Source organism: Haloglomus halophilum, from assembly GCF_024298885.1.
Lineage (GTDB): Archaea > Halobacteriota > Halobacteria > Halobacteriales > Haloarculaceae > Haloglomus > Haloglomus halophilum.
On record NZ_CP101166.1, the window covers coordinates 3,713,787 to 3,740,604 of the forward strand.

The 26,818-nt window shown below is 71.0% G+C and carries 28 protein-coding genes; 16 read left to right on the forward strand and 12 right to left on the reverse strand.

Annotated elements, in window-relative coordinates; translation table 11 throughout:
• Positions 1-130: 130 nt before the first annotated feature.
• Positions 131-745, reverse strand: a complete 615-nt coding sequence (locus tag NL114_RS18040) for a DUF2391 domain-containing protein (RefSeq protein WP_254822304.1) — start codon at positions 743-745, stop codon at positions 131-133.
• Between the two features lies 1 nt (position 746).
• Complete coding sequence (locus tag NL114_RS18045; protein ID WP_254822305.1) at positions 747-1,634, reverse strand: 3-hydroxyacyl-CoA dehydrogenase family protein; 888 nt, start codon at positions 1,632-1,634, stop codon at positions 747-749.
• 199 nt (positions 1,635-1,833) lie between these two features.
• Here NL114_RS18045 and NL114_RS18050 point away from each other — a divergent pair, with 199 nt between their 5' ends.
• The 5 genes from NL114_RS18050 to NL114_RS18070 all read left to right on the forward strand — a co-directional run bounded on the left by NL114_RS18050 (position 1,834) and on the right by NL114_RS18070 (position 7,494).
• The gene (locus tag NL114_RS18050) at positions 1,834-3,093 is read left to right on the forward strand and encodes an acyl-CoA thioesterase/bile acid-CoA:amino acid N-acyltransferase family protein (RefSeq protein ID WP_254822306.1); all 1,260 of its coding nucleotides are present in this window, start codon (positions 1,834-1,836) and stop codon (positions 3,091-3,093) included.
• Positions 3,094-3,136: 43 nt separating this feature from the next.
• Entirely contained in the window at positions 3,137-4,414 is a 1,278-nt protein-coding gene (locus NL114_RS18055; protein ID WP_254822307.1) for a Single-stranded DNA binding protein, read from the forward strand.
• Positions 4,411-5,967 carry an RPA family protein gene (locus NL114_RS18060; protein ID WP_254822308.1) on the forward strand — a complete coding sequence of 519 codons (1,557 nt, stop codon included), beginning with the start codon at positions 4,411-4,413 and terminating at the stop codon, positions 5,965-5,967. The genes NL114_RS18055 and NL114_RS18060 overlap by 4 nt, the downstream gene beginning before the upstream one ends.
• A gap of 3 nt (positions 5,968-5,970) precedes the next feature.
• A complete protein-coding gene (locus NL114_RS18065; RefSeq protein WP_254822309.1) occupies positions 5,971-6,777 on the forward strand; it encodes a metallophosphoesterase in 807 nt (268 codons plus the stop codon).
• Positions 6,778-6,972: 195 nt separating this feature from the next.
• Positions 6,973-7,494, forward strand: coding sequence for a mechanosensitive ion channel domain-containing protein (locus NL114_RS18070; RefSeq protein ID WP_434084118.1), 522 nt, complete (start codon positions 6,973-6,975; stop codon positions 7,492-7,494).
• Here NL114_RS18070 and NL114_RS18075 read toward each other — a convergent pair whose 3' ends face one another.
• A complete protein-coding gene (locus NL114_RS18075; RefSeq protein WP_254822311.1) occupies positions 7,495-8,157 on the reverse strand; it encodes a LysE family translocator in 663 nt (220 codons plus the stop codon). It lies immediately after the preceding gene.
• Positions 8,158-8,274: 117 nt separating this feature from the next.
• Between NL114_RS18075 and NL114_RS18080 the strand changes: the two genes are divergently transcribed.
• Positions 8,275-9,066, forward strand: a complete 792-nt coding sequence (locus NL114_RS18080) for an enoyl-CoA hydratase/isomerase family protein (protein WP_254822312.1) — start codon at positions 8,275-8,277, stop codon at positions 9,064-9,066.
• Between the two features lie 22 nt (positions 9,067-9,088).
• Here the strand turns inward: NL114_RS18080 and NL114_RS18085 are convergent, their stop codons facing one another.
• On the reverse strand, positions 9,089-10,420 hold the full coding sequence (locus tag NL114_RS18085; protein WP_254822313.1) for an MFS transporter: 1,332 nt from the start codon (positions 10,418-10,420) through the stop codon (positions 9,089-9,091).
• Positions 10,421-10,521: 101 nt separating this feature from the next.
• Here NL114_RS18085 and NL114_RS18090 point away from each other — a divergent pair, with 101 nt between their 5' ends.
• Positions 10,522-10,917 carry a universal stress protein gene (locus tag NL114_RS18090; RefSeq protein WP_254822314.1) on the forward strand — a complete coding sequence of 132 codons (396 nt, stop codon included), beginning with the start codon at positions 10,522-10,524 and terminating at the stop codon, positions 10,915-10,917.
• Positions 10,918-11,005: 88 nt separating this feature from the next.
• A complete protein-coding gene (locus NL114_RS18095; protein ID WP_254822315.1) occupies positions 11,006-11,371 on the forward strand; it encodes a universal stress protein in 366 nt (121 codons plus the stop codon).
• Between the two features lie 27 nt (positions 11,372-11,398).
• Here NL114_RS18095 and NL114_RS18100 read toward each other — a convergent pair whose 3' ends face one another.
• On the reverse strand, positions 11,399-11,767 hold the full coding sequence (locus tag NL114_RS18100) for a VOC family protein (protein WP_254822316.1): 369 nt from the start codon (positions 11,765-11,767) through the stop codon (positions 11,399-11,401).
• Between the two features lie 132 nt (positions 11,768-11,899).
• Here NL114_RS18100 and NL114_RS18105 point away from each other — a divergent pair, with 132 nt between their 5' ends.
• The gene (locus tag NL114_RS18105) at positions 11,900-12,370 is read left to right on the forward strand and encodes a hypothetical protein (protein ID WP_254822317.1); all 471 of its coding nucleotides are present in this window, start codon (positions 11,900-11,902) and stop codon (positions 12,368-12,370) included.
• 116 nt (positions 12,371-12,486) lie between these two features.
• Positions 12,487-13,800, forward strand: coding sequence for an outer membrane protein assembly factor BamB family protein (locus tag NL114_RS18110; RefSeq protein ID WP_254822318.1), 1,314 nt, complete (start codon positions 12,487-12,489; stop codon positions 13,798-13,800).
• A 31-nt stretch (positions 13,801-13,831) separates the two neighbouring features.
• On the opposite strand, the gene NL114_RS18115 is transcribed toward NL114_RS18110, so the two are convergent.
• From NL114_RS18115 to NL114_RS18135, 5 genes are all read right to left on the reverse strand, one after another.
• Positions 13,832-14,221: a hypothetical protein gene (locus NL114_RS18115; protein ID WP_254822319.1), complete on the reverse strand. Its 390-nt coding sequence runs from the start codon at positions 14,219-14,221 to the stop codon at positions 13,832-13,834.
• A gap of 16 nt (positions 14,222-14,237) precedes the next feature.
• Entirely contained in the window at positions 14,238-15,272 is a 1,035-nt protein-coding gene (gene asd, locus NL114_RS18120) for an aspartate-semialdehyde dehydrogenase (RefSeq protein ID WP_254822320.1), read from the reverse strand.
• 103 nt (positions 15,273-15,375) lie between these two features.
• A complete protein-coding gene (locus tag NL114_RS18125; protein WP_254822321.1) occupies positions 15,376-16,443 on the reverse strand; it encodes an MBL fold metallo-hydrolase in 1,068 nt (355 codons plus the stop codon).
• Positions 16,436-17,899, reverse strand: a complete 1,464-nt coding sequence (locus tag NL114_RS18130) for an MFS transporter (protein WP_254822322.1) — start codon at positions 17,897-17,899, stop codon at positions 16,436-16,438. Before NL114_RS18130 ends, NL114_RS18125 begins: the two co-directional genes overlap by 8 nt.
• 101 nt (positions 17,900-18,000) lie before the next feature.
• Positions 18,001-18,705: a 6-hydroxymethylpterin diphosphokinase MptE-like protein gene (locus NL114_RS18135; protein WP_254822323.1), complete on the reverse strand. Its 705-nt coding sequence runs from the start codon at positions 18,703-18,705 to the stop codon at positions 18,001-18,003.
• A 246-nt stretch (positions 18,706-18,951) separates the two neighbouring features.
• On the opposite strand from NL114_RS18135, the gene NL114_RS18140 reads away from it, so the two are divergent.
• A complete protein-coding gene (locus tag NL114_RS18140; RefSeq protein ID WP_254822324.1) occupies positions 18,952-19,344 on the forward strand; it encodes a DUF5658 family protein in 393 nt (130 codons plus the stop codon).
• Positions 19,345-19,408: 64 nt separating this feature from the next.
• Here the strand turns inward: NL114_RS18140 and folP are convergent, their stop codons facing one another.
• Positions 19,409-20,545, reverse strand: coding sequence for a dihydropteroate synthase (gene folP, locus NL114_RS18145; RefSeq protein ID WP_254822325.1), 1,137 nt, complete (start codon positions 20,543-20,545; stop codon positions 19,409-19,411).
• A 128-nt stretch (positions 20,546-20,673) separates the two neighbouring features.
• On the opposite strand from folP, the gene NL114_RS18150 reads away from it, so the two are divergent.
• The 3 genes from NL114_RS18150 (at position 20,674) to NL114_RS18160 (ending at position 24,220) form a co-directional block, all read left to right on the forward strand.
• Positions 20,674-22,311 carry a potassium channel family protein gene (locus tag NL114_RS18150; RefSeq protein WP_254822326.1) on the forward strand — a complete coding sequence of 546 codons (1,638 nt, stop codon included), beginning with the start codon at positions 20,674-20,676 and terminating at the stop codon, positions 22,309-22,311.
• A gap of 83 nt (positions 22,312-22,394) precedes the next feature.
• The gene (locus NL114_RS18155) at positions 22,395-23,420 is read left to right on the forward strand and encodes a deoxyhypusine synthase (protein WP_254822327.1); all 1,026 of its coding nucleotides are present in this window, start codon (positions 22,395-22,397) and stop codon (positions 23,418-23,420) included.
• Positions 23,421-23,509: 89 nt separating this feature from the next.
• A complete protein-coding gene (locus NL114_RS18160) occupies positions 23,510-24,220 on the forward strand; it encodes a FlaD/FlaE family flagellar protein (RefSeq protein WP_254822328.1) in 711 nt (236 codons plus the stop codon).
• 42 nt (positions 24,221-24,262) lie between these two features.
• On the opposite strand, the gene NL114_RS18165 is transcribed toward NL114_RS18160, so the two are convergent.
• On the reverse strand, positions 24,263-25,915 hold the full coding sequence (locus NL114_RS18165) for a vWA domain-containing protein (RefSeq protein WP_254822329.1): 1,653 nt from the start codon (positions 25,913-25,915) through the stop codon (positions 24,263-24,265).
• A 161-nt stretch (positions 25,916-26,076) separates the two neighbouring features.
• Between NL114_RS18165 and NL114_RS18170 the strand changes: the two genes are divergently transcribed.
• Positions 26,077-26,385 (forward strand): hypothetical protein, encoded by a 309-nt coding sequence (locus NL114_RS18170; RefSeq protein ID WP_254822330.1) that lies wholly within the window; start codon positions 26,077-26,079, stop codon positions 26,383-26,385.
• A 117-nt stretch (positions 26,386-26,502) separates the two neighbouring features.
• Positions 26,503-26,799, forward strand: a complete 297-nt coding sequence (locus NL114_RS18175) for a hypothetical protein (RefSeq protein WP_254822331.1) — start codon at positions 26,503-26,505, stop codon at positions 26,797-26,799.
• Positions 26,800-26,818: the final 19 nt, after the last annotated feature.

The following is a 26,818-nucleotide window of genomic DNA, read 5'->3' on the forward strand; positions in this document are numbered from 1 at the left end:
TGTGCCAGTTCTACATCAGCTGTATCGGCATTTACTACACAATACTCCAACTATATCAATATATTCGGCATTATTCAATATACTCGGCGAGTGTCCGTCGGAATCGGGCGGCGTCCCGAGCCGACCAGACTCAGGAACCGGGCAGCAGGTCGCCAAGCGCCGCCCCGATGACCATCGGCACCAGCGTGACCGACACCTGGCAGAACGAGAGCCACGGCTGTGACCAGTCCAGCCGCCCCCACGCGGTCATCGCGACGAGCGCCGTGACGAACGAGATGACCAGGATACCGGCGAGCCGCCGGGGGATGAACCCCAGCAGCGGCCGGTAGACGCGTACGTCCTGGAAGTCGGCGACGTAGAGGATACCGACCGTGAGCAGGACGGACGCGCCGAGGGTCCCGGCGAGGTAGAGGGGGTTGGTGGCGACGAACGCGCCGACCTCCAGGGTGCCTCCCTCCACGAACATGGGGATGCCGAACAGGAGCGCCCCCAGCAGCGCCTCGGCGGCGTCCGCACGGTCGAAGCCGTAGACGACGTTGCCGAACGCGCCCGCCTGCATCTCGCCGAGGACGAGTTTCGCGCGCTCGACCGCCTCGCGCTCCTCGGGGTCGTCGACGGTTCGGGAGAGGGCTTCCAGTTCGTCGAGCACGTCGCTCGTCGTCGGGGGCGGCTCCCCGAGCGGGCGCGGTGGGTGGTCCTCGCTGGCGGTCGAGCCCTCGTCGTGGGCCGCACCGTCCTCGGTCATCCTACGCCTCGTCGACCGGGCGGACGGCCTCGCCGTCCTCCCAGACGTAGAACCCGCGCCCGGACTTCTGCCCGAGGTGGCCGGCGCGGACCTTGCGACGCAGCACCTCCGGCGGGCGGAAGCGCTCGCCCAGTTCCTCGCGCAGGTGTTCGAGGATGTCCAGCCGCACGTCCAGCCCGACCACGTCCGAGAGCTTCAGCGGCCCCATCGGATGGCGGTATCCGAGTTCCATCGCGGCGTCGATATCGGCGGTCTTCGCGGTGCCCGTCTCCAGCATCCGCATCGCCTCGGCGCCGAGCGTCACGCCGAGCCGTGAGGAGGCGAATCCGGGCGCGTCACGGACGACGACGGCCTCCTTCTCCAGCGACTCGACGAAGTCGATGGCGTGGTCACGGGCGCCGTCGCCGGTCTGCTCGGCGGTCACCACCTCGACCAGCCCCATCACGTACGCGGGGTTGAAGAAGTGGAGCCCGCAGAACCGCGACGGGTCCTCGAGCGACGCGGCGAGTTCGGTCACCGGCAGCGAGGAGGTGTTGGAGGTGATGAGGGCATCGTCGTCCACGACGGCCACGGCTTCATCGAGCACGCTGGTCTTCAGGTCGAGTTGCTCGGGAACGGCCTCGATGACGACGGTCGCGTCCGCACACTTGTCGATGTCCTCCGTCGTCCGCACGCGCTGGCGCGCGGCCTCGGCCGCGTCGGCATCGAGTTTGCCACGGTCGGCGGCGCCGGAGATGCTCTCGTCGACCGCGTCGGCGGCCTCCTCGAGAACCGACTCGTCCACGTCACGGAGCGTCACGTCGTGTCCCACGACCGCCGCGGCGTGGGCGATGCCTCGGCCCATCGTTCCGGCACCGAGGATGGCCACGTGTTCTGTCGTATCTGCCATGTCCACGAACGCGAGCGGGACCCCGTTAAGCGTTCGGCGCTGGAGTCGTGTCCGGGCGACTCGACGGCGGATTCGACCGCAACCTTCATCACTCGCCGATTCGACTCCTCGAGCATCGATAATTGTATTATAAGCTCGTTAGATTCATTATTCTGCCCGTATTCTATTCGACACTGGGTCTGGTCCCCGGATGCTCACGATGACACGAAACTCCGACGACAGCGACTGGAATCGTGCTTCCCGTACCCTCTCCATCGAAGCCCCGACCTGCTCACCGAACGACGAGGCAGTCGATCTCCGCGTCACCGGTGCGGCACCCGGCTCGACCGTCGAGTTCCGTGCCACACTCGTCGACGACGAGGGCAGGGAGTGGGCCTCGCGAGCGGCATACACGGCCGACGGGGAGGGAACCGTCGACTGCACCGACCGCGCCCCAGAGCGGGGGACGTACGGCGGCGGCGAACCGATGGGATGGCTGTGGTCGATGCGGACCGACGCCGACGCCCGGTTCGCGAGTCTCGGCGACCGGGCCGAGGTGCCGGTCACGTTGCAGGCCAGTACCGAGGCGGCGGCCACCGAGCGGGAGGTGACGCGGGTGCTGTACGACCCCGGCGTCAGCTCCCGGCGGATAGACCACGAGGCCCTCGTCGGCGACCTGTTCCTCCCTCCGGACGGGGGGCCACATCCGGTCGTCCTCGACCTGCACGGCTCGGCCGGTCCGACCTCCCACAGGCTCGCGCAGACGCTCGCGACACACGGGTTCGCCGTGTGCTCGCTCCAGTACTTCGGCGAGCCCGACCCGATTCCGGATGGTCTCGCTCGCGTGCCGCTCTCGTACTTCGACGAGGCGGCAGCCTGGCTCCACGACCAGCCCGACCTCCGGGGAGGGCGGCTGGGGGTCGTCGGGGCATCCCGCGGGGCCGAACTCGCGCTCCTGCTCGGCGCGAGGGCCGACTGGGTGGGCGCCGTCGTCTCCTACGCCGGGAGCGGTGTCGTCTGGGACACGCCCGACGGCACGCCGGCCTGGACCGACGATGGGGCGCCGATTCCCCACCTCTCGGGTGAGGGCCCACCAGAACGGACGGACGACGGTCGGGTCCGCACGCGGCCGGTTCTGGAGCGGGGCTTCGAGAACGCCTCGGAGGCCGCCCGCCGCGCCGCGACCATCCCGGTCGAGCGGATCGAGGGGCCCGTCCTCCTGCTCTCCGGCGGTGCGGACCCGGTGTGGCCGGCCCGACGGCTCTCGGCCGTCGCCGCCGAGCGGCTGGCTCGACACGACTTCCCCTACGCGTTCGACCACCGGACCTACGACGGCTGTGGTCACCTCATCGGCGTGCCGTACGTCCCGTTCGGGGGTGTCGAGGCGGGCGACGTGACCGCCCGTGCGACCGCACACGCCGCGGCGGACTCCTGGCCGGCCGTGCTGGCGTCCCTCGACCGGGGGTTGAACGAGCACTGACCGGCGGGAACCCTTTTGTCGAATCCCGGCGAACGCCCGCCCGATGGAGTTAGAAGACCATGCCGAGGAACTCGCCTCCGACCTCGGCGTCGACAAAGAGGAGGTCCTCGAGGATCTCGAGCGGCTGGTACAGTACAGCGTGCCGGTGGACGAGGCGAAGGGCTCGCTCCGCCGGAAGTACGGCGGCGGCGACGGCGGCGGTGGCGACGAGCCGACCAAGGCCGACATCGCCGATATCTCGCCCGACTCGGGCAACGTCACCGTCACGGCGCGCGTCCTCACCGTGGGCAAGCGGTCCATCCGCTACAACGGCGAGGACCAGGTCATCCACGAGGGTGAACTCGCCGACGGGACCGGCGTCATCGATTTCACCGCGTGGAACGACTTCGGCCTCTCCGAGGGCGACACCATCACCGCGGGCAACGCCGGCGTGCGCGAGTGGGAGGGCGAGGCCGAGTTGAATCTCGGCGACTCGACCACGCTCGCGTTCGAGGACGAACCGCTCGAGGTCCCGTACGAGGTCGGTGGCGACCGCTCGCTGGCCGACCTCGCTCCGGGCGACCGCGGGCGGAACCTGGAGGTCCGGGTGATGGAGGTCGAGTCGAAGGTCATCGACGGCCGCGACGGCGAGACCGAGATCCTGAGCGGCGTCCTCGCCGACGAGTCGACCCGGCTCCCGTTCACGGACTGGGACCCCCACCCCGAACTGATCGAGGGAGCCTCGGTCCGCATCGAGGACGTCTACGTCCGGGAGTTCCGGGGCGTTCCCTCGGTGAACGTCTCCGAGTTCTCGCTCGTCGCGCCAATCGACCGCGAGGTCGCGGCCAACGACGAGGCCCAGCAGCTCCCCATCGGCGAGGCCGTCGACGGCGGCGGCGCGTACGACGTGGAGCTCGTCGGCAACGTCATCGAGGTCCGGGACGGCTCGGGGCTCATCCAGCGCTGTCCGGAGTGTGGCCGTGTCGTGCAGAACGGCCAGTGCCGCTCGCACGGGCAGGTCGAGGCCGAGGACGACCTCCGCGTCAAGGCCATCCTCGACGACGGGACCGGCACCGCGACGGCCGTCCTCGACCGCGAGATGACCGAAGCCATCTACGGCGGCACGCTGGCGGACGCCCTCGATGCCGCACGCGACGCGATGGACCGCGAGGTCGTGGCCGAGGACATCGCCGCCGATCTCGTCGGCAAGGAGTACCGCGTTCGCGGGACGCTCTCGGTCGACGAGTACGGCGCCAACCTCGACGCCACCGAGTTCGCGGCCGTCGACGACGACCCGGCGGCGCGTGCGACCGCCCTCCTCGAATCGCGGGGTGAAGCATGAGCGCGAACGGCTCCGAGAACGGCGACGGCAGCGACGACGGCGACAGCGGCCCGGGGACCCGGGAGGTCGCCTACCGGATGTTCGCCGCGGAGTTCGAGGACTGCAACTTCCAGTTCTCCGAGAGCGACGAGGAGCGCGCCCCGAACTTCGTCATCACGCCGACAGGTGGCCGGGTCAACCGGATGTTCCTCGTCGGCGTGCTGACGGAACTCGAACAGGTCAACCAGTCGATGCTCCGGGCACGCATCGTCGACCCGACGGGCGCGTTCGTGGTCTACGCCGGGCAGTACCAGCCCGAGGCGCTCTCCTTCCTCGAACGGACCGACCCGCCGGCGTTCCTCGCGGTGACGGGGAAGGCCCGGACCTACCAGCCCGAGGATACGGACGTCGTCTACTCATCCGTGCGCCCGGAGAGCATCAGCGAGGTCGACGCCGCAACCCGGGACCGCTGGGTGGTCTCGACCGCCGAGCAGACGCTCGACCGAATCGGCGTGATGGCCGCGGCCATCGAGTCCGGTCTCTCGGGCGATGCGCTCCGCGAGCGACTCGAGGCCGAGGGTGTCGACGCCGCGCTCGCGCAGGGTGTCTCCCTCGCCCGCGAGCACTACGGCACGACGCCGGCCTACCTCGACGCGCTCCGGGACCTCTCGCTGGACGCGACACGCGTCGTCGCCAACGAGCGCGACGAGGCCGGGTCGCTGGATATCGCCCCTGACGAGGGCGGCGAGGCCGACCTCGCGACGCTGCAGGCGCCGGACGCCCCATCCATCTCGGTGGAGCCGACGGACATCGCGGCCGGAGCGAGTCCGTCCGAGGGGACCGACGATGCGACCGGCACGACCACGTCGGAGGCGCCGAGCGGCGGGGAGACAGCGCCGTCCGCCGGCGGTGGAGCGACAGCGGCCGAGGAGACGGAACCGACCGAGACGGAACCGACCGAGACGGCGGAACCAGCCGGCACGGCGGAACCGGCCGACACGGCCGAGGCGTCGGAGCCATCAGAGACCACGGCGACCGAGACCACGGAACCGACCGAGACGACCGAACCGACGGCTACTCCGGAGACGGACGCGGACGGGACGGACGACGACATCGGGGAGTTCGAACCCGGCGAGTTCGACGCCGAAGAGCCCGAGGAGGACCCGCTCGGTGACGAGGTCCGCGAACAGGTCGAGGAGGAGTACGGGACGGAGTTCTCCACCGGGACCGAGGTGGAGTCCGAGCCCGATCTGGAGCCCGAAGCCGAACCGGAACCTGAAGCCGAGTCCGAGACGGAGCCGCAGACCGAACCGGAATCGGCCCCGGAACCGGACCCCGACCCCGACCCCGACACCAGCGGCGCGGAGCCGGCCGAGGATGTCGACCTCTCCGAGGCCGTGATGGACGCGATGCAGGCCCTCGACGACGGCGACGGCGCACCGACCGACGCGGTGATAGAGCGTGTCGCCGACCGGACCGGCGCGTCCCCCGACGAGATCGACGACGCCGTGCAGGACGCACTGATGGGCGGCCAGTGTTACGAGCCCGAGGACGGCCTGCTGAAGCCCATCTGAGCGGTGGCCCCCGAGACTCCACACGTCGAACCGCTCCCCGGCGAACCGGCGGCCGTCGCCGAGACGGATGAGGGTCGTGTACTCGTGCTGGCGGACTACCACGCCGGGCTGGAGGTGGCGCTCCGCCGCGACGGCGTGGAACTCGGCAACCGTGCCGACGACCGCCGCGAGTCTGTCCGCCGCCTGCTGGCCGAGAGCGGCGCCGACCGCGTCGTCCTGCTGGGTGACGTGGGGAACGCCATCGGCGACCCGAACGAGACCGAACGGCGCGAACTGGACGAACTGTTCGCCGCACTGACCGAGCGCGTCCCCGTCACCGTGACGCCGGGGAACCACGACGGTGGCCTCGCGGACGTGGTAGCCGACCTCGGTTACGCTCCGGACGACGCGCCGGCCGGGCACGCCGTGACGGTCACCGACGCCGCGGGCACCCGCGTCGGCGGGGTCGGGTTCGCGCACGGGCATACGTGGCCCGGGCGCGAGGTCGTCGAGGCGCCCGTCGTCTGCACCGCCCACGAGCACCCGGTCGTCCGGCTGGAGGACGAGGTCGGCGGACGACGGGTCGAGCGCGCGTGGCTCCGGGGGCGGCTCGTGCCCGCCCCGTTCACGGCCCACGCCGAGGACGCCGGCGCGGAACCGCCCGAGGTGGCCGGCGACCTCGTCGTGTTCCCGGCGTTCAACGACCTCACGGGCGGGACCTGGGTGAACGAGGGCCAGGACTTCCTCTCGCCGTTCCTGCCCGAGGGCCTCGCCGACGGGGAGGCGTACCTGCTGGACGGGACGCGGCTCGGGGACTACGGGTCCATCTGAGCTGGAGCTCCCGTGGTCCGTATCTCGGATATCGGTCACCGGAAGGCCCTCGTCCATCCGGAGGGTGCGAGGTCAGCGCGTCAGCCGACGAGGAGCGGACGGTGTCCGTCGGCGGATGCGGTCACCGCCCCGGAAGTTAACTCGGGTGGCCGCCTTCCCGGAGCCGTGTTCGCGCCGACACCCCTTCAGGGTTCCATCGTCAGCACCGCCATCAACGAGTTCATCGCCGACGTGGCCGCGGCCCTGCCGAGCCTGCTGACGGGGCTCGTCTTCCTCGTCATCGCAGCGATTCTCATCAAGGTCGTGATGGCAGTGGTCAACTTCTCGCTCCAGCGGAGCATCCCGGCCTCGCAGGGCGTCTACCGGCAGTTCATCTCGACCATCGTGCTCGTCTTCCTCTGCTTCGGCGTCGGGTTGAGCTTCCTCTCCATCGTCGGACTGACCGCCATCGCGGCGTCGCTCGGGACGGCCACCGGCTTCCTCGCGCTGGGCGTCTCGTACGCGCTGTCGGGGATGCTGGCCGACGCCGTCGCCGGGGTCTACCTGCTCCGGGACCCCGATTTCATGCCCGGTGATAGGATCGATATCGGCGGCACCGTCGGCGAGATCAAGAGCATCGAACTCCGGAAGACCCGCTTCCGGGTCGAAGGGGACACGATGGTCCGCGGGAACGCCGAGATCGAGAAGAAGTGGACGAAGCTGGACGACGACGATTAGTCAAGCGATACCGACCAGCAGCAGTTCGGCACCGAACCCGAGCAGGACGAGTCCGGACACCGCCTGGAGGCCCATCGCGACCCGCGGGCGGGCGGCCAGGAGTCCCCGGGCGCGGTGGGCAGACAGCGCGACGGCGCCGAGGTAGGTCATCGTGAGGACGGCGTACCATCCCCCGTGCGCGGCCAGGTCGACCGCGTCGGGGCCGGCGAACTGCGGCAGGAACGCCAGGAAGAACACCAGGACCTTCGGGTTGAGGACGTTCACCGCGACCCCCTGGAGGTACGCCCCGGGGGTGCCGTCGGTCGGCCACGGTCTGCTGCTCCCGTCCTCATCCTCGTCGGCGATTCCCCGGGTGCCGATGGCGGTGCCCGTTCCACGAGCGAGACGCCGGAGTGTCGACCCACCGAGCACGAGCAGGTACGCCGCGCCGATGTATCGCAGTCCCTCGTAGGCCGACGGCGACGCGCGCAACAGCGCGGACAGGCCGAGCGTGACGCCGGCCGTGTGGACCAGGATGCCCGTCGCGACGCCGGCCGCGGCGGCCAGGCCGACCCGCTGGCCGTCGCCGAGCCCCCGGTCGAGGACGTAGAACGTGTCCGGCCCCGGGGCGAGGACGAGCGCCCCGGCGGCGAGCAGGAAGGCGACGGGGAGGTCGACCGGCATCCGATGGGGGTGCGGCAGCGACGTGCGAATACCTGTCGCTTGGTTCGTTCCTCGTCCGGTTCTCCCCGCACCTGGTTCGCCCGCAGGCATTTATCGGAGCCGGGAGTGGCCCCGCTCATGACGTCCGAACACGTCGACGTGACCCACGCCGCCGACGGCGCCGTCGGCCGCATCACCTTCGACCGACCGGAGCGGAACAACTCGATGGACCAGCAGGCGGCCGACGAACTCCAGCGGGCCGCCATCGACCTCGTCGAGGACGACGCGGTCCGGTGTATCGTTCTGACGGGGACGGGCGGCGCGTTCAACACGGGGGCCGACCTCACCGCGCTCTCCGGCGACGGGAGCGACGGGGCCACGGTCCGGCGCATCGCTGGCGCGCTGCACGGGATGGTGAGCCAGCTCGCCCGCGCACCCAAGCCGGTCGTCTGTGGCGTCAACGGCGTCGCGGCCGGTGGCGGCGTCGGCCCGGCCATCTGCGGGGACGTGGTACTGGCTACGGAGTCGGCCCGGTTCGAGTTCGCCTACCCCCGCATCGGGCTCTCGGCCGACGGCGGCTCGTCGTACTTCCTGCCGCGGCTCGTGGGGCTCCGCGAGGCACAGCGCATCGCCTTCCGCGACGAACCGGTCGGCGCCGGGGAGGCCGCCGACATCGGTCTCGCAACCGAGGCGGTCCCCGACGACGAGTTCGAGGAGCGGCTGGCCGCGGAGGCCGCGCGGCTGGCCGAGGGACCGACGCTGGCCCACGCCGCGACGAAGGGCCTCCTGCGCTCGTCGCTGGACCGGTCGCTGGACGAGCAGCTCGCGACCGAGGCCGAGACCATCGCCGGGCTCACCGCCACCGAGGACTTCTCGCGGGGACTGGACGCCTTCCTCGGCGAGGGCGGGGCCGACTTCCAGGGCGAGTAGAGCCAGACTCGACGGCGGCCCCTCAGTCATCGGCGGGAACCGTCCGGCCGCCCGCGGGCCGGCTCTCGACCAGCGCGAGCCCCGCCAGCCCGGCGGCCGCGAACGCGAGCGAACTGGTCAGCGCGAACGCGGCCGGGTAGCCCGCGAGTGTCGCGATTCCACCCACCAGCGTCGGGCCGAGGACGCCGCCCAGCCCCTTCGCGGTCGAGCGCAGGCCCATCAGCTCGGACTCCCGACCCGCCGGCGCCACGTCCCCGATGAAGGCGACGGCGCCGGTGGTCATCGCCGAGAAGGAGACACCGAGCACGAACAGCGCCCCGCCCGCAGCAGCCACCCGGGCCAGGCCCGTTCCGAGCCACGCGGGGCCGGTGACGCCGAGGAGACCCGCGCCGGCGGCGGGAACGGTCGCGGTCGCCGCGAGGACCGCGAATGCACCGCTTCCGGCCATCCCGGCGACGATGAGCGGCTTGCGGCCGATGCGGTCGGCCGCGACGCCCAGCAGGTACATCGCGCCGACCTGCGTGCCGTGGTTGACCGCGAGCAGGGCACCCATCACAGGCTCGGCGACGCCGACCACGTCGACGAGGTACGGGGCCATCAGCGCCATCACGCCGAGGACGGTCACGTTGCGCACGGCGAGCGCGACGTAGAGCCAGCGCAGGCCCTTCACGCGGAAGTGGCCGCGCTCGCCCGCCGCGGGGAACAGGCGGTGTCGGACCTCCCGGAGGAGTTCGGTGCGGGTCGGTTCGGATGCGTCGTCGGGCGCGTCGTCATCCCCGTCGGTCCCCGGACCGGTGTCGGTCGGGTCGACGAGGAACGCCGCAGCGACCGTCGACAGTGCCGAGAGGCCGGCGACGACGAGGTAGAGTTCGGGGCGTGCGACGGCGCCCAGCAGGAGGCCGGCGACGAACTGGCCGCCGGCGAACCCGCCAGAACGCGCCGAGTTGAACGTTCCGAGCGAGCGCCCGCGCCCGTCCGCACCCCCGCGCTCGCTGGCGATGGTGAGCGCGACCGGCGCGAACCCGGCCGCGAAGACCGCGTACAGCCCCCGAAGGCCGACCGGAACCCAGACGCCGTCCGCGATGGCCAGCGGCGCGGCGGCGAGGGTCGCGAGGGTCCCCGTGACCACCAGCACCGCGCGGCGGCGGCCGGTCACGTCCGCGAGCGCGCCCCAGACCGGCGAGGCGAGCATCAGCCCCGCGAAGTAGGCGGTGGCGACGGCGCTCACGGCGAGCGGCGAGCCCTCGCGGCCGACGTAGACGGCCATCGCCGTTCCCATCAGGACGCCGCCGCCGAAGCGCGTGGCTGCCGCCGTTGCGAGCAGTATCCACTGGGTCCGGCCCGACCGGAACACGCCACCTCCTCGGCGAGCGCCGGTCTTGAGCGCCGCGGTTCGGGCGCGGGCACTCGGTCGGGACCGTCGGGTTCACGCCCCCGGAGAACGGACATCGAACCATGCGCTACCTCGTCGCGACGGACTCGGTCCACACCACTGCGGCGGCCTGCGACTACCTCGACGGCCGGCTCGACGGCCCCGGTGCCGACACCGTGACGGTCCTGACGGTGTCGGCCGGCGGCGCCCGCGACGCCGGGGACGCGGCGAACGTCGCCCGGGCCCGCCTCGCCGGGCGGGCGACACTGGAGACGGAGACGCGCGACGGCGACCCCGCCGAGGCGATTCTGGAGGCCGTGGACGACCTGGATGCGGATGTCCTCGTCCTCGGTCCCCGCTCCGGTGCGCCGGGCAGCGATACCGAACTCGGGTCGACGGCCCGGACGGTGCTGGCCCGGGCCTCCGTCCCGGCTGTCGTCGTCCCGCTGGAGCGACTCGACCCGGACGGGGTCGAGTGAGCGACGCCCGACACCGAGGGTCTCCACGTGGCCGTTCGCTCGGGGGTGACAGGCTTAAGCACCCTCCGACGTAGGGGTCCGACAGACGATGACACGGTATCTCGTGGCCACGGCCACCTCGGCGACCACCGAGGCCGCGAGTGACTACCTCATCCCGAAACTCGACGACGGGGACGAGGTGTACGTGCTGACCGTCGAGGAGGAGGGCGTCGAGATGGACCGGGACGCGCTCTCGACCGCACAGGTCAAGCTGGCGGAGGAAACGACCGTCCGGACCGTGCGCCGTGCGGGTGACCCGGCCGCCGAGATCGTCGCGTTCGTCCGCGAGAAGGACATCGACGAGGTCATCCTCGGCCCGCGCCGCGAGGGCGGCGAGGGGTTCGGGACCATCGGCACGACGACACGGACCGTGCTCAACAAGGTCGAGGGACCGGTGTTCGTCGTCCCGAAGTGACGGTCCACAGCGGTGTCGCGGGGCGGCTCAGTCCGCCAGCGGCTCGATGAGCTCCACGACGTGTCCGTCCGGGTCCTTCACGAACGCCGTCCGGGCGCCGGCGGCGGGCTGGTCGCCCGGCTCCTTCACGACGCCGTGGTGGTCGATATCCTCGAACGCCGTGTCGACGTCCTCGACGCCGACAGCGAGATGGTCCCAGAGGTCGCCCGCGTCGCCGGGCGCTTCGCCCTCGGTCTCCGAGAGCTGGAGCTCGGTCCCGTCCTCGTCGGCGACGTACAGGTTGGTGGTGTCGCCGCTCTCGAAGCCCCAGCTGTGCTCGAAGCCCAGGTTCTGCTCGTACCACTCGACGGAGCGCTCGGCGTCGGCCACGTTCAGACAGGTGTGGAGTATCGCCATCGTCGGAGTCGGCGGCCGCGGCAGGCAAGTCCGTATCGGTCCCGGGGCCAGCGTGGGCTGGCGTGGGCACCAGCAGGGCGGGACGGCCGGCCGTGTCGGAGGAGCCAAACCGCCCGGGAACCAATGCCGTCCATGTACTGGCGGGCGGTTCTGGTCGGCGTCGCCTGGGGTGTGGGGTATCTAGCGGTCTGCTATCTCTACCCTGCACTGGAGCGGGTCGGACTGGTCGCGGGCCTGTTGCTCCTGGGTTCCGGAGCGCTCGCGGGCGCGGCAGCGGGGCGGCTCGCACGGGGTGGGCCCGCCGAGAGCACCCGCCACGGCCTCTTCGCGGGCGCCGTCACGGGCGTCGTGTTCGCCGCGGCGTTCTGGCACGTGCTCTCGGTCAGCCGGTTCAACAGCCTCACCCCGTTCGGCCACGGCGGCGCGTTCTTCGCCGTCAAGCTGAGCTTCGTCTACAGCGCCGGGGACTTTCCGGCCATCGCCCGGAACCCGGGTCGCGTCGGGGGCGCCATCGCCATCGCCGGGGGCGCCGTCATCACCCTCGTCGCGGCCTATGCCGGCTACGTGGCGTCCGTCCGTGAGACGGTAGAGTTCGTCGGATAGGGCGGTTCTCTACTTATTCCGGATGTACGTGTCGAGAGGCGCGGATAGCTGGATAATACAGGACCCCGACGCGGCAGTGGCAAGACACTTGCCGGCGGAGGCGGCATCGACCAGGGATGCCCTCCAGACGTACGCTGTTGACGGCGCTCGGCGCCGCCGGTGCGGCGGGCGCCGTCGGGGCCGCCAGGGTGGCCGGTGTCCGCCGTCCGGTCGACCTCTCCGACGCCGAGTGGCACCGCGGTGCGTACGACCGCCAGCGGACGGGGAACGGTCGCGAGCGCGACGCCCCCGGTCCGGGACTGACACGCCGCTGGGCCACCGACGTTCCGGACGACGTGCACTCGTCCTCTCCGATACTGGTCGACGGGAGCGTCCACGTCGTCGCCGCCGTTCCCTCCACACGGGCAGGAGACCGACCCCGCCCGGTCCGGTTCCTCCGACTGGACGCCGCGAGCGGGGCTGTCGAACTGGACAGCCTGGTGACCCGGTACGAGGGCCGGGGGACGAGCGACGCGGTCGCCTGGGACTCGCTGGTGTACGCCGACGGGACGTTCTACCTGCTGGCGTTCGACGGCGTCCACGCGCTCGCGCCCGACGGGACCGAGCGCTGGCACCGCCCACTCGGCGGCGCCCCGAGCAACAGCAACCTCGCCACCGCGCATCCCGTCGTCGTCGACGGCTCGGTGTACGCACCGACCGCGAGCACGACCTGGCACACCGACGCCAGCGAGGGACTCTACGCCCTGGACGCGGCCACCGGCGACGTCCGGTGGCGCTACGAGGTGCCGAACGACGTACGGGGCTGGACCTTCGCGCCGGCGTACGCGGACGGGACCCTCTACTGCTCCGTGCTGGACCACGGCGTCGTCGCGCTGGACACCGCGGACGGAACGGTACAGTGGGAGCGTCGCGTGCCCGTCACCGGCCCGCCGACCGTGGGCGAGAGCCGGGTCTTCGCCTCCGTCGAACCGTCGGGCAGCGACCGGTCCGGGGTCGTGGGCCTCGATGTGGGGACCGGGAAGCCGGACTGGCGCACGGAGGGCGACGGGACCTGGTTCGGGCGGTCGGTCGCCACCGCGGGTGGCCTCGTCTTCCACCGCGAGCGCCTCTCGGACATCGTCTGCCGGGAGGCGGCCACCGGCGAGGAGCGGTGGCGGCACGGACTGGCCTTCAGCGGGCTGGGGACACCAGCCATCGCCGACGGCCGGGTGTACGCCCTGGCTCGCACGGAAGAGAAGGGGCCCAGCGGCCTCCTCGCCGTCGACGCGGAGAGCGGCGACCGCGTGGGGTTCGCGCGGACCCGGCACGAGACGGGCGGGGACGCCAGCGTCGCGATCGGCGGCGGACTGGCGTTCGCCACGTCGTCGTACGGCGTGGTGCAGTGCTTCGAGTCCTGCCTCACCGGTGCCGAGGGGCACTGTCTGCACTGAGAACGGGGTGACCGGTAGCCGAGTAGCCGACTCACCGGTCCCTGGCCGCCCGGCCGGCGGCACGGGACACGGCCAGCCCTACCATCCCGCCAGCGGCGCCGAACGTCCCGACCAGCACGGCGTCCTGAATCGGCTCCGGCGCGAGGCCGAGGCCGAACCGGAACCCGACGATGGTGAGCAGGAGCGCGAGGAAGGCGACCCGGCCCTGGCGGGTGCTGCCGAACCACTCCTCCAGCCCCGCAAGGCGGTCACGTACCCGACTGACGGTCGCCGCGACGGCGAACGGGACGAGGAACCCGACGGCGAGCGCGGGGCGGACGATAACGGTTCCGGCACTGGAGAGCACGGCTCCAGTGAACATCAGGTACACGACGCCCAGAACAGTCAGCAGCACGTCGACACCGGTCGCCGAGCGGAGCATCCGGCAGCCTCGCGGGTTACAGGTAGCCTTCCGTCAGCAGCAGCTCGCCGTTCAGCACACTGGCGCCGGCGGCGCCACGCATCGTGTTGTGCGCGAGGCAGTTGAACTGGATGCCGGTCGTCGTGCTGCGGATGCCGCCCGCGGAGACGGCCATCCCGTCGTCGAGCATCCGGTCGAGGCGGGGCTGGGGGCGGTCGGGCTCCTCGAAGACCTTGATCATCCGGTCGGGCGAGGAGGGGAGGTCAGCACCCGGCAGTTCGGCCATCGCGTCGGCGGCCTGGTCGGGCGTCACGTCCTCGGCGGTGTCGGCCCAGACGTTCTCGAGGTGGCCGTCGAGGGTCGCGATGCGGTTGCAGGAGGCCGCCACGTCCACGTCGTGGAGGTGGACCTCGCTGCCATCGAACGTGCCCAGCAGCTTCGTCGTCTCCGTCTCCATCTTCTGCTCCTCGCCGCCGATGTGCGGGATGGCGTTGTCGATGATCTCCATCGAGGTGACGCCGGAGTAGCCGGCGCCGGAGACGGCCTGGAGCGTCGAGACGCGCACCGATTCGAGGCCGAACTGGTCGAGCGCGGCCAGCGTCGGGACCATCGTGATGGTCGAGCAGTTCGGGTTCTTCAGGAGCGCGCCGTCCCAGCCGCGCTCGTCGCGCTGGACCTCGAGGAGACCGACGTGGTCGCCGTTGACCTCGGGGATGACGAGGGGTACGTCGTCGGCCATCCGCGCGTTCGAGGAGTTCGAGGAGACGACGTAGCCCGCCTCGCAGAACTCGGGTTCGACCTGTTCGCCGACACTGGACGGGAGCGAGGAGAAGATGAGGCTCACGTCGTCGGGGACCTCGCTCGGGTCGGTGGCGGAGACGGTCAGGTCCGCGACGGATGCCGGAATGGGCGAGTTGACGCGCCACTTCGCGGCGTCGCGGTACGTCTCGCCGGCCGAGTCCGCCGAGGCGGTGAGCGCGGCGATCTCGAAGTCCGGGTGCGGTTCGAGCAGCTGGATGAGTCGCTGGCCCACGGCGCCGGTCGCGCCGAGGATGCCAACCTTCGTCGTCATTACCAGTCCGTGTGCTACGGGTACGCAAAACGGTTCTGAATCGGGATGGCATCCGGGGCCTGAACGGGAGCCAGCGAGATCCGAGGGGATGCGATGGGACGGGTCAGTCCGAGAACACGCGCACGCCGTCGTCCATCCGGTCGGTCGCGCGGCCCCGCTCGACCAGTTCCGCACACGCGCCGATGGTCTCGAACAGGACGTATGGCTCCTCCGCGATGTCGGCGCGGGTGTTCGCCACCTCGAAGGCGGGGGCCGGGCCGACCTCCGCGAGCGTCGACTCCACGTCGTCGAGCAGGTCGTCGAGGCTCTCGATGGAGCGCTCGATGGCCCCCGCGTAGTCCGTGAAGACGGGACCGTGGCCGGGGTAGACGCGGTCGAAGGAGTACGACCGGAGCGAGCCGTAGCAGCGATAGGAGGCGCTGACGGAGTCGAAGGTACCGTCGTCGAGCCCGGCGTGGAGCGCGGCCGCGCGGAACGGCTCGATGACCGCGTCGGCCGAGAAGAGGACGCGCTCGCCCGCGTCACCGGTAGCGCCATCGGTATCAGTGCCGTCGGCCTCCGGGCCGAGCGTGGCGGCGAAGGCGAACTGGTCGGCCTGGTGACCGGGACAGTGGATGCTCTCGAAGGTGACGCCGCCGGCCTCGAACGCGTCACCCGCCGCGAGGCGCACGTCGACGGCTTCGGGCGGGCAGTAGCGGGCGTTGCGCTTCAGCGACTCGACGGCCTGCGAGACGACGTACTCGCGGAGTCCCTCGGGAACGCCGACCACGCGGGCGTTCTCGGTTACGACCTCGTGGAGGTCGTCCGGGTCGCGTTCCAGGCGCTCGACGGCCGCAGCAGGCGCGTACACCGTCGGGTCACCCGCGTCGATGAGGTTCGACACCTGCCCGTCGTGGTCCGTGTGCGGGTGCGTGACGAGCACGTGCGCGATGTCCGCGGGCTCGAAGCCGTGCGCGTCGAGCCCCTCGCGGAGCTCCTCGGCACCGCGATCCTCGGGGGCACCCGCGTCCACGAGAACCGGTTCGTCGGCGTCGACGAGGTAGCAGGCGGCGTGACCCGGCGGCCAGTCGACGGTCGTCTCGATACGGTGAACGGGAGGCGCGTCGGCAGGAGCGCTCTGCGTGCCGGTGCGCCCGTCGGTCTCGTCGGGGGAAGGAGTGGAGTCAGTCATCGTAGGTTTCGGGGTCGAGCGTCTCGGGGTCCAGCGTATCAGCGTCCGTAGCGGCGTTTCCGGCGGCTTCATCGTCGGGCACCGAGTCGCTGTCGGTTTCCGCGCCGAGCAGGGTGGCGTTCACGAGCAGGAGGCAGCCCACCGCCAGCCCCGCACACGCGAGATAGGTGAGGTCGTAGCCGACCGTCGTGACGGCGGGGAACGCGACGAGCGGGCCGAGCGAGAGGCCGATGTCGCCGAACACGTTGTAGAGGCCGCCGAACTTGCCGGTCTCGCCGGTCGGGGAGATGTCGCCGAGCGTGGCGAGCAGCGCCGGGCCGGAGCCGCCCGTACCGGCCCCGACGAGTGCGACGCCCGTGGCCACGCCGAGGAACGAGGGGACGAGCGCGAGCGCGGCGAAGCCGGCCGCGAGCAGTGCGAACGCGGGAAGCGTCACCAGCGCCCGGTGCTCGACGCGGTCGGAGAGACGCCCGCTCACGACCGTCGAGATGGAGGAGACGACGACCCCACCGCCCATGACGAGGCCACTGACGCCGGCCGCCGTGAGGACGCCGACCTGCAGTTCGAGTTCGGCGGCGTACTTGACGGCGGTCGTCAGGAGGATGCCGCCGAACAGGAAACGGATGGTCCCGTTGGCGATACCGACCGGGACGACGCCGGGCGTCGAGCGCGCGAGCCCGGGCAGCTCGCGCAGTGGCACGCGTGCGCCGGCGCTGGCCCGCACGTCCGGGAGGACCACGAAGGCGACGACGCCCGCCAGCAGCGCGAGGGTACCGGCCGTGAGGAAGGCGGTCTGCACGTCGAACACGTCCGTCAGGACGCCACCGACCACGAGGCCGGCCGGGAAGCCGAGCGACTGCCCGCCCCGCATGTAGCCCGTCCACTTCCCGCGGGTCTCCTTCGTCGTGATGCCCGTGATGATGGCGAACGCGCCGACGAAGACGAACGCCGACCCGACGCCCCAGAAGGCCCGGGCGAGGACGAAGACGAGTCCCGGCGCCGAGACGGTCCCGACCACCGGGAGCGTCGCGAGGTCGACGGCCGGCGTGTAGAGGCCGACGACGTAACCGAAGGGGGCGAGGCCCTGGACGAACAGGCCGGCGATCATGGGCTTGCGAGCGCCGCGCTCGTCGATGAGCTGCCCGGCGGGCGTGTTCATCACGAGCCGGGCGATGCGGTTGGCCGCGAGGATGACGCCGAGCATCACCGCGGAGATGCCCAGCACGCGGTCGAGCAACGGAAGCGTCGGGAAGGCGACGCCGGTGGCGACGCCGCCGAGGAAGACACCCGCGGTGACGGCGATGGCGACGGTCCGCACGGAGTGTTCGGAGCCGTCGCTGCCGGCCACTCCGCCGTCCGACGGTTCGCTCGCGCCAGCGTCCGCCGACACGGAACCGCCATCAGGCACCGCGACGCGGCGCTCGTCGGCTCCCGAGTCGACTGCCTGTTCAGCCATCGGTGTCGATGGTCCGCTTCGGTGTTACCACTGTTAAGTGATGTGCCTTGTTACGTTGGGGTCGTTATCCAGGGTGGCTCCCGGCCGGGCGCGCCGGCCCGTCAGTCGTCGTACGGCGGCGTGAGTGGGTCGGCATCGAGCGCCGGACGGCGCCCGTCCAGCGGCGCGAACGCCTCGTCGCGCCGGCGCTCCAGCCAGCGGAGGAGCCGTGCGGCCCAGTCGAGTTTCGCGTGCTTCTCCGCGCCGACCGTCGGGTCCCGGAGGTCCCAGCCCGGGAACCGCAGGCTGTCGGCGCCGAGGTGGTCGGCGAGGAAGGCCGCCCGGTCGCCGTCCGTGAACCCGCCGAAGTTCCGGACCGGCCCTACGGGTGCGGCCTGCGTCGTCGGGAGGAGCGCATCGGGATCGCAGTCCGGCACGACCGACTCGACGAGGGCGAGGTTGTCACCGTGGGCGTGCGCGGCCACGGGGACGCCCTCGTGGGTCAACCGTCGGGCCGTGTCGGGGTTCTTGTCGAGGTCGGTCACCATGCAGTCGACGGTGACGCCGTGCTCGCGGCAGGTGTCGGCCGCGACGGAGGCCGCGAACACCACGTCGGCGTCCCGGGCGACATCGAGGTCGTCGACCAGTCGCTCGGCGCCACCGGCCACGGCGACGGTCGCACCCGCAACCCGTTCGCGGAGGGGAACGAGGTCGAACGGGCTCGCCAGCACGGCCAGTCGGTCGCGGGCTCGCTCGTCGCCGCCCCGGTCGTAGCCGAGGTCGGCGAGGAGTCGTTCGTAGACGGGGTTCCACTGTTCGAAGCGCATTACTGGACCTGTGGCTCGGGGGCTGCTGTGACTCCGCAGATAGGTTGCGGGCCGAAGGGCACCAAGGTACCCCTACCCGGTGTGCCCTCCGGCTTCCACCTGCGCGTTGTCGTGGGGATGTCATAAGTTTTCTCGTCCGAACGCTGATACCTGGCGTTCGGGCGTCGGACCCCTGTCGGACGTGTGTTTTCACGCTGGGAGAACGGTCGGGGGGCTTTCAAGTACCGGTAACGAACGGGAGATTGAATGAGCGTCGGGACCGATACGGACGACGGAGCAGGTGTGGTGGGCCGGGCGGGCGAGCTCTCCTCGCTCGGGCGCTTCTGCACGGAGGAGTTCGCCAGGCTGTGGCTCATCGCCACGGCCACGTACGTCGTCGGCGACAGTGTGACCACACTCGCGATCGTCAATCACTCACAGACCGTGGCCGAGGGGAACGTGGCCATGGCCACAGCCATCGACGCGTTCGGCGAGGCCGGCCTCATCGGACTGAAACTCGTGGCGATGCTGTTCGGTATCGCCGTCAGCATCTACGCGACCCGCGACCACGACCGGATGCTCTACTACACGCCACCCGTCTTCCTCGCGGTGGTCGGGGCGTTCGCGACTGCCTACAATATCCGCCTCCTCATTGGATAACTGCGAACATTGTTGATGTGTATCTGAAAGAACAGGACAACTTCCTTTAGAAGTTGATTATCTCCTACAGCGCGTCCTCGATACGCTCCAGCGCCGCCCGTAGTCGGTCGGAGCCGTCCACCTCGCGGACGACGGCCCGGAGTGCCGCGGGCGTCCCGTAGAGGACGCCGGTCCCCGGCTCGCTCCCGGGAGCGAAGCCGGCGCCCACGGGCGGTGCCGTCAGCGTCGCGCGGTCGGGTTCGGTCAGCCCCGACAGCTCGAACACCCGGGTCGCAGCACGGGCGGCGTGGTCGATGTCGGCCGGCGCGCCGAGCCGGTCCAGGTGTCGCTGGACCTCCGTCGGCGTCCGCGCGTCCAGTTCCTCGACGCCCGCGGACGCCTCGTGCAGGCGGTTCGGCGTGAACGCGTCGCCGACGAGCGCGGCGTCGCGGGTCTCGGCCACGTCGTGCGTGCGGACGACGTGGGCGCCGCGCTCGATGGCCATCGCGGTCGCGGCCAGCGACACCGGGAGGGCCGCCTCGGTGTCGCGGCCGGCCAGGTCGCGGAGGAAGTTCTTCCGGTTGATGGAGACGAGGATGGGACGCCCGTAGCCCCGGAACTCCCGGAGCCGGCGGAACGTCTTGCGGTCGTCCTCGAGGGTTTTGGCCTCCGACCAGCCGCCGAAGGCCGGGTCGACGATGGTCTTCTCGGTGAAGCCGTTCATCGACAGGGCCTCGTAGATGTCGTCCACCGATTCGACGGCGCCCGGCCGTTCGAGGTCCGGCGGGGAGGCCATCTTCCCGACGGCCACGTCGTACTCCTCGCAGACGCGGGGCATCTCCGGGTCGGCGAAGCCACAGATGTCGTTGACCATGTCGAAGCCGCGGTCGAGGGCGGCCTCGGCGACCTCGTGGTAGCGCGTCTCGATGGAGAAGACGGCGTCGCTGGAGACGGACTGGATGGTCTCGACGGCCGTGTCCAGGCGGTCGAGTTCCTCCTCGGCCGACAGGACATCGAGGCGCTTGTTCGCGGATTCGAGACCGACATCGACGATGTCCGCGCCCTCGCCGATGAGCGCCTCGTCCACGTACTCGGCCGCTGCGCCGGAATCGTCGAACACGCTGGGCTTGTACGGGGACTCCTTCGAGACGTTCAGCACGCCCATGATGCGGGTGGGCTGGTCGTCGCCGATGGCCAGGCCGGCCGCGTCGACGGTTCGCATAGCCGAATCGAGGGGCGGCGGGCGGAAAGACCTACGGAAACCGGCGGTTCGACGAGCGTGGTGGACCGACCCGACGAGCGCGCGAGCCAGGGCGGTGGGTTCAGGACCCCCGCCGGGGTAACGCCGCCATGGTGTGGCGTAACCGCCGTGCTGCCTACTACTTCGCCGCCGTCCTGCTGGTGACGGTCGCGTTCACGCTGACCTACAACGCCGGGATGCGGGTGTGGGAGGGCCGGCCCCAGCCGCTGTACCGGTCGGTCGAGGTCGTCTTCCAGACGTTCACCACGACCGGGTACGGCGAGGACGCGCCGTGGGCGACGCCACAGATGAACGTCCTCGTGGTCGTGATGCAGCTGACCGGTATCGGACTCATCCTGACGGCCGTCGACGTGTTCGCCGTGCCGTGGATACGGGATGCGCTGGCCGTCGAGCCCCCCACGGCGGCGCCGGACCTGGCCAACCACGTCGTGGTCTGTGGCTACACGTCGCTCGGCGAGACGTTCCTGGAGGAACTCCGGAGCCGGAGCCACGACTACGTCATCGTCGAACCCGACCGCGAGGCCGCCGTCGAGTTGCACCGCGAGGAGGTACCGGTCGTCCACGGTGACCCGGAGAGCCGCGAGACGCTGGAGAACGCGGGGCTGGCCGACGCACGGGCCGTCCTCGTCGACGCGCCGGACGATATCAGTGCCAGCGTCGTCCTGACGGCCCGCGAGGTCGCGCCCGACGTGGACGTGGTGACGCTCATCGAGGACGCGGACCTCGCCCAGTACCACCGCATCGCGGGCGCCGACGACGTCCTCTCGCCCCGGCAGCTGCTGGGCCGGAGTCTCGCCGCGCAGGTCCCCACCGCCGTCTCCACGAACGTCGAGGAGGGCGTCGTCATCGGCGAGGACTTCGAACTCGTCGAGGTGGCCGTCCGCGAGGGGAGCGACCTCGCCGGGCAGTCGTTCCGGGAGGCCCGCATCCGCGACCGGTTCGGCGTGACGGTCATCGGCGCGTGGGTGGACACCGACTTCCGTATGCCCGTCGACCCCGGGACGATTATCCGGACAGGAACGCGGCTGCTGGTCGCGGGAAGCGAGGCAGAGCTCGACGAACTCCGTAACGCGACGGCCGCCAGCGTCCGCCCGCTCGCCCCCCAGCACGTCGTCATCGCCGGGCTCGGGCAGACCGGTGTGGCCGCCCGCGAGGCACTGGCCGACACCAACACCCGCCTGACGGTCCTCGACCGCGAGGACGCCGAGGGCGTGGACGTGGTCGGCGACGCCAGGGAGCCGGACCAGCTCGATGCCGCCGGCATCGGCGAGGCGCAGGCGTTCGTCCTCACGCTCGGCGATGATACCTCGACCGTGTTCGCGACGCTGGTCGCGCGCGACCGCAACCCGGACCTCGATATCGTCGCCCGCGCCGACGCGGAGGCCGACGAACCTAAGCTCTACCGGGCCGGCGCGGACTACGTCCAGTCGCTGGCCACCGTCAGCGGCCGGATGATGCTCTCGACCGTCTTCGAGGACGAGGAGGTGCTGGGCTACCACCAGCGCATCGAGGTGGTCCAGCTGCCGGCCGGCGACCTCGACGGGCGGACCCTGGCGGATGCCGCCGTGCGCGAAGCGACCGGCTGTACCGTCCTCGCGGTGAAGCGCGAGGGCGACACCGTCACCGATATCGACCCACAGGAGTTCGTCTTCGAGCCGACCGACGAGGTGGTCGTCGCCGGAACGGACGCGAGCGTCGAGCGGTTCGAGGCCCGCTTCCACGACTGAGGCCGGTCGTCGTCACGGCCTCGACCCGGTCGCCCATCCCCGCCAACCACGCCGTTCAAACACCCACCGCCCGCATCGCCGGTATGACCGAAGACGCCCCAGAGGACGACGCACACGAAGAGCCACCCCGCGAGGAGTTCAGCCACGACCCAGTCGACCACGTCGACGTGCGCGCCGGGATGAGCGTCGCCGACCTCGTCGCCGAGTACGGCGACGCCGGAATCGGCGCGGCGGACCTCCACGAGGCCGTCGACGTGACCGCAGAGCTGTTCGACGACGACGTGACGACGCTGGTGGGGCTGGCGGGCGCGATGGTGCCGGCGGGGATGCGGGCGCTGGTCGCCGACCTGATCCGGGATGGCCACATCGACGCGCTCGTGACGACGGGCGCGAACCTGACCCACGACGCCATCGAGGCCATCGGCGGGAAGCACCACCACGGCCGGGTCCACGCGCCCGACCGCACGGAGCGCGAGCACGACGAGCAGCTCCGCGACGAGGGCGTCGACCGCATCTACAACGTCTACCTCCCGCAGGAGCATTTCGCGGCGTTCGAGGAGCACCTCCGCGAGGAGGTGTTCCCGGAGCTGGGCGAGGAGGTCGTCTCCATCGCCGCGTTCACCGACGCACTCGGCGCGGCGAACGCCCGCGTGAACGACGCGGACGACGTGGACGAGGACGCCGGCATCGCGGCGGCCGCCCACGAACACGACGTACCCATCTACGTCCCGGCGGTGCAGGACTCCGTACTGGGGCTCCAGGCGTGGCTCCACTCGCAGGTGTCGGGCTTCTCGCTCGACGCGCTCTCGGATATGAGTGACCTGAACGACCTCGCGTACGAGGCCGACGAGACGGGCGCGCTCGTCGTCGGCGGCGGCGTCCCGAAGAACTACGTCCTCCAGACGATGCTCGTCACGCCGGGCGCGTACGACTACGCCGTCCAGCTGACGATGGACCCGCCACAGACCGGCGGCCTCTCCGGTGCGACGCTGGACGAGGCCCGGTCGTGGGGGAAACTGGAGAAGGAGGCCCGGAACGTCTCCGTCTACGCGGACGCGACCATCACGCTCCCGCTGGTCGTGGCGGGCGCGCTGGACCGGCTGGAGTGACCGGGCAGGCACCCACTGGCGGCGGGCCGTTTCGAGCGTCGAATCCGACTCCGCCTTTATCAACCGAGGACACCCATCCTCGCGATAGCATGCAGTTGAGCCCCCAGGAGTACGACCTGATGGAGCTCCGACAGGTCGCGCGGCCGGCGGCGGATGGGACGGAGCCGCCTCCGGAGGACCGGCCGGAGGGACAGGGGAGAGAGCATCGAGCCGACGGTGGGGCCGCCGTCGCTGGCGGGCCGGACCCGTGGGGGGAGACGGGGCCGCAGCAGCCGGATGCGACGCCACCGGGGGCGACGAACCGGTCGCCGGAGCACGGCGAGCGGTCGGTGGCGGGCGAGGAGCAGTACACGGGCGAGGTCCCGGTCCACCTCCGGGCCTCGGATGGGCGGACGACCCACGGGACCGCGACCCGCCGACGCGAGAGGGCCGGGCGCGAGCCGCCGGCCCGTAGCCGGGCACCGCACAACGGCCGGCCGGAACTCGCGTCCGCGGCACTCACCGGCGCGGCCTCGCAGGAACGGCCGTACCTGCGCTCTCTCCCGGGCGGAGCGGCGACCGAGTTGCTGATCTTCCGGTGGCTGGAGGGCCTCGTCGAACGGGCCGGGAGCCAGGGCGCACACGACGCGCTGGAGTACTACCGGGCCATCGACTGGCTGACCGAGGACGCGGCTGCGAACCTGCAGGACTACCTCGGTGGCCTGCCCGACCCGGCCGGCGACCCGCCCGGGCTGACGACCGAGGACCATCGCACGAGCCTCGAGTTCCTCGTCCACATCGCCGGGCATCACGGGGACTGACGCGGTCCGTTGGAGCGGGTGACCGTCCCGCTGCGACCGCCGTCAGGCCACGCCTTCGCCCGGTTCACCCGGGGTGACGGTCGGGGCCCCCGACCAGGTTCCGTTGGCGAGGGTCCGGACGATCTCAAGGTCGCGCTCCATCCGCTCGGCTCCGAGTGCCTGCTTCTCGCGGGCGAAGTAGTCCGCGAACCGGTCGAACCGCGCGCGATACACCGGGGACACCTGCAGGTCGAGCGAGCGCTGTTCCCACTCGCTGCCGCCGGTCGCCGTGAGTGCCGGAATCCCGTCGCCCTCGGCGGGTGTGGTCGGTCCACGGCCGGCCGCCTTCCGCCGTTCGTAGGCCGCCCACGACCGCCCGAGTTCGGCGTAACGCGCCAGCGCGACCGCCTTCCGGACGCCCGTGGTGGCGAAGAACTCCGGCTCACGGTCCCGGAGGTCGACCGTCCGGGTCGTCCGGTGACGCTCCCCGTCACGGGTCCGGTAGGTGGCCACCAGTGTCGCCCGCTTCGGGCCGTCGCCGGTCGGTTCCAGCTCGACGAGGGTCACGCTCCCCTCGGTCCGGTTCCCCTCGCGCCGCGACGGGAACAGCGTGTTCACGTGCATCACCTCGCCGCTCGTCGCGTTGGCGTCCGGCGTGCCGTGGACCCGGGCCACGTCCATCCCGTCGGACTGCACCTGCACCCGGAGGTCGAAGACGAGCGGCGTCACCATGTACTGGAACCCCTCGTCCATGCGCTCCCGGAAGGCCTCGGCCGAGCGGACGGTGTAGTGGTTCGCCCCCTCGACGGCGTTGAGCTGCTCGACCAGCCCCGAGTTGAAGTCGACGCCGACCCCGACGAAGGTGGAGTGTATCCCGTTCGCGGCGTGGCCGCCGAGTCGCTCCTCCAGGGCCCGCTCGTCGGTCTGCCCGGTGTTGGGCATCGCGTCCGTGACGTAGACGATGCGGGTAGCGCGGTCGCTCTCGGGGTCGGCCCGTCGTTTCGCCATCTCGACCGCGGTCTGCATCCCGGCGTCGAGGTTCGTCCCACCGTCGGCCCGGAGCGAGTCGACCCGGTCGGTCAGACGAGCCTGTCCGGTCTCGTCGACGCGCTGTAGCTCCTGGACCACCCGCGCGGAGTCGTCGTAGGCGACGATGCCGACCCGGTCGCTCGCGTTCAGTCGAGCGGTCATCGCCGTGACCGCCTGCTTCGCGGCCTGCATCTTCCGCACCGTCTCCGGGTTCCCGTCCGAGGGTGTGCCCTCATCGCCGTCGTAGTAGTACCGGCGCATCTCGTTGGACATCGAACTCGAGGTGTCCACCACCACGACCAGGTTCAGTTTCGGGCGCTCGAACGCGGCCTGTGAGATGCCGGAGTTCAGCCCGACGGTCGTGAAGTACTCGGTCTCGTTGGAGAGCGGGTCACGGCTCACCGCGGGCGATGCCGAGGGGCAGAACGTCCGGTCGCAGCTCCCGTTCCCGGTATCGAAGTAGTAGTCGTGGTAGAGCCCGGCGGCGGTCATGTCCGTCGGCTGGGGGACGTAGCCCGCGTCGATGTTCTCGCGGAAGGCGTGAGCGTCCTGTGCGCCGCCCGCGGCGAGCCCGACGCTTCCCCCGCCGTTCGCGGCGAACCCGCCCCCATCCGGGCCTCCCATCCCGGAGCAGCCAGCGGTCACCAGCAGTGCAGCCGTCGCCACCGCGAGGGCCATCCGACGCATGATACCAGAACGTGTGTGTCTCTGCCACATGTAGGCGACGTAGCATCAAAGGCGGATTTGAGCGACCGGCCGGGCCCGGTAGCGGCCCGATACGGGACTGCATCGCAGGTTTCGGGCCTGTCGTCACAACTATCACTTGGGTTCCCCTACCCCCGACCGCCATGAGTGCGAACGACGACAACGACCCTGTGGAGGAGCTGACACAGATGTTCGAGGACGGCCCCTTCTCGGACCTGCTCGAGGACACCGACATCGACCCGGAGGACTTCGTGCAGGACCTCATCGACGCGGCCGACGAGACCAACACCGCGCTCGAGGACCTGTTCATCGAGTTCAACGAGTCGAGTCCCTTCCCCGGGAGCGACCTCCTGGCGGAACTGGGCGAGGAGACCCAGCAGACCCGCAAGGAGCTGCTGGACATGTTCCGCGACGCGGCCGAGGAGATGGGTGACCGCGGCAGCCGGAACTGACCATCTTCAACGGACCGGCCATCACAGGCCGAACGGCGGCTGAACGCATAGAGAGCCCTGTTCTGTACGATAGCCGCCAAAAATCCCTTGAGTATCACGCGACTTCTCCCGGGTGCAATGAGCAGTCGTTCACAGTCCGACCTGATCGAGGACCTGCAGCAGGAGATCGAGAACACCAGCGATAGCCTTCAGGACCTGCTCGACCGGGCGAAGTCGGACGGCGGGAGCTCCGGCTCGGCCGTCCAGGACCTGCAACAGCAGGTCCAGGACACGGGTCAGAACGTCGGACAGATGATCGAGGACGCCTTCCAGTCCAGCGACTCGTCCGGCGAGAACTTCCTCCAGGAGCTCAAGCAGGACATCCAGCAGGAGGGCAAGGACCTGAAGCAGTCGCTGAAGGAACGGACGAACTGAGCCGCGCCGCGCGGAACCC